The sequence below is a fragment of the Leifsonia sp. HAY1-4F genome (assembly GCF_056755275.1).
Map to the genome: position 1 here is coordinate 1 of NZ_JBNDHX010000163.1, position 4,990 is coordinate 4,990.

A 4,990-nucleotide genomic window follows, 5' to 3' on the forward strand; every position below is an offset into this window, starting at 1 on the left:
ACATCGGCGAGAACGTCGTGACCGTCCCACCGGCCTACAACGGTCAGACGCAGTACAGCACCTACAACTGCGGCTACACCCCGCAGCAGCTCCGCAGCGCGTACGGCCTGACCGACCTCGGTAACCGCGGGATCAACGGCAGGGGGCAGACGGTCGCGATCATCGACGCGTACGCCAGCCCCAGCATCGTGAAGGACGTCAACAGCTACTCGCTGCAGAACGGCGAGCCAGGGCTGACGAACTCCAGCTACCAGCAGCTGGTGCCGAACCCGAGCGAGTTCACCGACCAGGCCCTCTGCCAGCAGCCGAGTGGATGGCAGGGCGAGCAGACGCTCGACGTCGAGTCCGTGCACGGCATCGCACCGGGTGCACGCATCCTGTATGTCGGCGGAACGGACTGCTCGGGCGGCCTGGACATCGCGATGTCGAAGATCCTCGACAACAAGCTCGCGAACATCGTCAGCAACAGCTACGGCAACGTGGGCGAAGCCGTTCCGGCCGACGTGATCCAGGGCGAGGTGAACCTGCAGCTGCAGGCAGCCGGCGAGGGCATCGGGCTGTACTTCTCGAGCGGTGACAACGGTGACGAGGTCGCGAACCTCGGCTACGCGTCCCCGGACTTCCCGGCGTCCTCCCCGTGGGTGACCTCGGTGGGCGGCACGAGCACGGCGATCGACAAGAACGGCACGATCGCGTGGGAGACCGGGTGGGGAGACCAGTTCGACCAGATCGTCAAGAACCCGGACGGCACGCTGAGCTACGCGCTGCCGCTGCCCGGCACGCGGTTCGTCGGCGGTGCGGGCGGTGGAGTCAGCGCGGTCTTCGCGCAGCCGGACTACCAGCGCGGCGTCGTGCCGGCGGCCCTGGCGAACGGCAAGCGCGTCTCTCCGGACGTCGCGGCCCTGGCCGACCCGTACACCGGGTTCCAGATCGGCATCCGGCCGATCGTCAACGACACGACGCTGGCGACCGGCGACTACATCAACGAGACCTACGGCGGCACGTCGCTGGCCTCGCCGATCGTGGCAGCCCAGATCGCGATCGTGCAGCAGGCGACGCACGCCACCATCGGGTTCGCGAACCCGACGCTGTACGGCGTGAAGCGCATCCTGCCCGGTGCGTTCCGGGATGTGCTCCCGCAGAACCCGCCGCAGGCGCTGGTCTACACGAGCCACATCAGCGGAAACACCTACCTGGTCACCATGGACCAGGACACGTCGCTGAAGACGGCGAAGGGCTACGACGATGTCACCGGCCTCGGAGGCGTCTCGTTCGACCTGCTCAGCTGGGTGGCACAGGGCCGGCACTGACGGACCCGCAGCATCCCGGACCGGCCGTCTCCCGATCGGAGGCGGCCGGTCCGCTGCGTGTCGGCGGCCGGCAGTCTGGTTACTCTGAGAGGGTGACCGTCACCATCCGCCCGGCCCTCGCCGGCGACGCCGTGGCCCTGGCCGCCGTCGCAGCGGCCACCTTTCCGCTCGCCTGCCCGCCGCACACGACCCCGGAGGCGAAGGCCGCCTTCATCGCCTCGGTTCTGTCGGAGGAACGATTCGCCGGCTACCTCGCCGATCCGTCGCGCCGATTGCTCATCGCAGAGGACGCCGACGGTTCCGCAGTCGGCTACACGATGGTCAACCTGGGCGAACCGTCGGATGCGGACGTGCGCTCCTGCCTCCGCATCCGCCCCACCGCCGAGCTGAGCAAGTGCTACGTGCTCCCCGGGCACCACGGCGAAGGCGTGGCGGGCCGGCTCCTGGCCGCGAGTCTCGACGCCGGAACGGCTGCGGGCGCTGCGGGGATGTGGCTGGGCGTCAACGAGGAGAACGCGAAGGCCCAGCGCTTCTACGCGAAGCACGGCTTCGAGCAGGTGGGGTCCAAGCATTTCCTCGTCGGCGATCGGTACGAGGACGACTGGGTGATGGAGCGGGCGCTCCCGCCGGCCCCGTAGCGCTCAGCCCTCTGCGACCTTGAGCGCGATCTTGCCCCGGGTGTGGCCGCTCTCGATCGACCGATGCGCGTCCACGATCTGTTCGAGCTCGAAGATCTGGTCGACGTGGACCCGGACGTTCCCGGACTCCAGCAGGCGGGCGATGACACCCAGGGTGTTGCCGTCGGGCGCCACCTTGTAGTCGGTGCCGCGCACGCCCGCCGCTGCGGTGTCTTCGGCGAACGTCGGCCAGCTTCCCGTCGGCGCGTTGACGATGAGCCCGCCGGGGCGGAGGGTTGCGAGCGAGCGGCTCCCCGTGTTGTCGTGCACGTTGCCCAGGAGGTCGATCACCACATCCACGTCGTGCACCACGTCCTCGAAACGGGTGGTCCGGTAGTCGACGACCTCCGCGGCGCCGAGCGAACGCAGCCAGGACGCCTTGGATCCGGATGCGGTCGCGATGACGTGCGCCCCGAAGTAGGAGGCGAACTGCACCGCGAAGTGGCCGACCCCTCCGCTGCCCGCGTGGATGAGTATCCGCTGTCCGTCGTGCGCCTTGGCGACGTCGACGACCATGCCCCACGCGGTCAGGGCCGCGAGCGGGGCGGCGGCGGCCTCGATGTGGCTGAGCGTGGCCGGCTTCCGCACGACGCTGAGCGACGGCACGGCGATGTACTCGGCGTAGCTTCCGCCGAGTCGCGGGACCATCACCATCCCGAACACCTCGTCGCCGGGACGGAGCGGATGCGCGCTGTACGGCGACTCCACCACGACACCGCTGAAGTCGTGGCCGAGCACGACAGGGAACGAATGGATGGCGCTGAACACTCCGCGTCCGGCCCGCGTCTTCGCGTCGATGGGGTTGACGCTGGATGCGACGACCTTGACGATGAACTCCGCGTTGACGCGATCGGGGTACGCGATCTCGCCGATGCGCAGAGCCTCCGGCGCTCCCGCCGTATCCAGCAGCGCTGCCCGCATCGTCTTCGGCATCCGTCGTCCCCTCGTCGGTCGGCCGCGCTGGCGGCGTGGCGTTCTCTCAGTCAATCCTGCCCGTGCTTCGCCGGTGTTACGGTCGGGTCACCAGATGTGAACAGTGTGTTTCGGATACCCCCAGGACGTTCCCAGCCGCACGCCGGTTAGGATGCTGCGACCCGGCCGACCACGGCCGGCGTGGCTGACACGGGTCGGCCGCGGCACACCGGTCAGACGACCGGGACCACGACGGCTGACCGAGGAGCGACAGGTGCGACGACTGCTGCGGATCTCCCGCCAGCCTTTCGGCCTCCCGGTAGTGGCGCGCGGCTGGCAGCGCGCGGTGCCCGTGCTCCTGGCGATCGGGACGCTGTGCGTGCTCGGCGGGCTCACCGTCATCTGGGCCGCCCGGCTGACCGTGCCCTACGCGGTCTACGTCAGCGAGCTGGGCGCGCGCGGCGCCGCAACCGCCGGACCGTTCGCCGTCGCGCTGCTGCTCATCGCGGCCGGCGGCTTCGCGATCGCGCTGGCCAGCGGGCACATCCGTTCGTCCGCCCCGATTCTGAACCGCTGGTCGCCCGCGCTGACTCTGGGCTTCGCGGCCCTGTGCTTCGTGCTGGCGTCGCAGGTGACGTGCACGGCCTACTGCCCGGTGCCCCTGGTCGACCCGAAGTCGACGCCGCAGGACCTCATCCACACGGTGTCCGCCGTGGTCGGGTTCGCCGCCGCCTGCTTCGCCATGCTGCAGGTGGGATTCAGCCGCAGCCTTCCGCGCATCTCCCGGCTGTCCCGGGTGACCTGCGCGACGGTCGCGGTCATCACGATCATCGGGGGACTGCTCGCCATCGTCCGCGTGGGAGCGGATGTCGGCGCCTGGTTCGAGCTGGTCGGGACGACCGTTGCGGTCGGCTGGATCGCGGTCTACGCCGTCGCGCTGACGCGCATCCCGGTCATGGCCGTGGTGGATCCGGTAGCGGCGGCCGGCGCCGCCGCCGGTTCATCCACAGGGGTGGGGCCCGAACCAGGCGCGGCCGTCGAGGTCGCCTGACGGAGCACCTCGATCAGGTCGGCCGCGAGGGCGACCAGCTTCGCGATCTCGGCTTCATCGCGGTCCACCCAGCGGCAGCGAGGCTCGTCTCCCAGCGGGACGAAGCCGTCGTGCTGCTCCCAGACGAAGAGCGTCCGCTCGGCGCCGAGCACGTACTGCTGCCACCAGATCTGACGAAGGTACGGACGCGGGATGCTGCGGAGCGGCTTGTTCGTCGTCTTGATCTCGGCGAGTTCGATGCGTCCGGAGCTCCGAAGGATGAGGCCGTCCGGTGTGGCCAGGTGCCGGCGGTCGCGTTCCGCGTGGAAGAGCAGGTCGGAGGGCTGGATGCCGTGGGTCGCCGCCACCCAGGCCGCGATCTCCGGCTCGCGGGAGCGGCCGTGCTCGGTGAAGACGTTGCCGCTGAAGCCCGTCCCGTGCAGCTTGTCGTAGGCGGCGGCTCGGATCGAGCGCGGCGACGAGAGCTTGGCCACGTCCGTAGCCGTGATGCCCCGGCTGCGGGCCCGGAGCCAGCCGGCGCGGTCGCTCGACCGTGCGACGACGCGCGCGAGGTGCCCGGTCTGCCCGGGGACGGCCGGAACGACCGGGACGGGCGCGGGACGCGCCGGGCTCAGGTCCGCGAGCACTCCCGGCCGGTAGAGGTCGGCCGTGCGGTAGGTAGCGGAGTCGAGCACCTGTCCATTGTGCCTCGCGCTGCCGACGCTGCGCCTCACTCCACGCGGGTCGCCCCGACTTGGCGGCGTGCCTCGTCGATCGTCGCCAGCGTGTCGACGGCCTCCGCGAGGGGATGCAGCGGCGACTCGCTTCGTCCCTCGGCCACGTAGCGCGCAAGCGCCGCCGCCTCGTACGCCATGCCGTCGCGGTGCGGGCGGCCGTAGGGGTCGCGCCAGTGGGACAGCAGCACCCCGGCGGAGTCGAAGACCCGGAGGCCGCTCGGACCCCAGAACGGGGTGTCGGTCTCGATCCTGCCTGCACTGCCGCTGATCGTCGCGAGCGACGGAGTGGAGGCCCGGAGCGTCGTGCTCAGCAGCGCCTGGGCC

At 70.4% G+C, this 4,990-nt stretch carries 4 protein-coding genes and 2 pseudogenes; 3 read left to right on the forward strand and 3 right to left on the reverse strand.

The window, feature by feature from the left end; all coding sequences use genetic code 11:
* Together ACPYOG_RS18580 and ACPYOG_RS18585 are read left to right on the forward strand one after the other, a co-directional pair.
* A partial coding sequence (locus tag ACPYOG_RS18580; protein WP_481295627.1) for a S53 family peptidase occupies positions 1–1,310 on the forward strand: 1,310 nt, incomplete at its 5' end.
* Between the two features lie 92 nt (positions 1,311–1,402).
* Positions 1,403–1,948, forward strand: a complete 546-nt coding sequence (locus tag ACPYOG_RS18585; protein WP_481295628.1) for an N-acetyltransferase family protein — start codon at positions 1,403–1,405, stop codon at positions 1,946–1,948.
* 3 nt (positions 1,949–1,951) lie between these two features.
* On the opposite strand, the gene ACPYOG_RS18590 is transcribed toward ACPYOG_RS18585, so the two are convergent.
* A complete protein-coding gene (locus tag ACPYOG_RS18590; RefSeq protein WP_481295629.1) occupies positions 1,952–2,920 on the reverse strand; it encodes an NADP-dependent oxidoreductase in 969 nt (322 codons plus the stop codon).
* Positions 2,921–3,071: 151 nt separating this feature from the next.
* Between ACPYOG_RS18590 and ACPYOG_RS18595 the strand changes: the two are divergent.
* A pseudogene (locus tag ACPYOG_RS18595) lies at positions 3,072–3,773 on the forward strand (DUF998 domain-containing protein); the annotation flags it as partial.
* Positions 3,774–3,823: 50 nt separating this feature from the next.
* Here the strand turns inward: ACPYOG_RS18595 and ACPYOG_RS18600 are convergent.
* Together ACPYOG_RS18600 and ACPYOG_RS18605 are read right to left on the reverse strand one after the other, a co-directional pair.
* Positions 3,824–4,663 carry a YqaJ viral recombinase family protein gene (locus ACPYOG_RS18600; protein ID WP_481295630.1) on the reverse strand — a complete coding sequence of 280 codons (840 nt, stop codon included), beginning with the start codon at positions 4,661–4,663 and terminating at the stop codon, positions 3,824–3,826.
* Positions 4,660–4,990 (reverse strand): annotated as a pseudogene (locus ACPYOG_RS18605) (gfo/Idh/MocA family oxidoreductase); the annotation flags it as partial. The pseudogene ACPYOG_RS18605 and the gene ACPYOG_RS18600, both read right to left, overlap by 4 nt.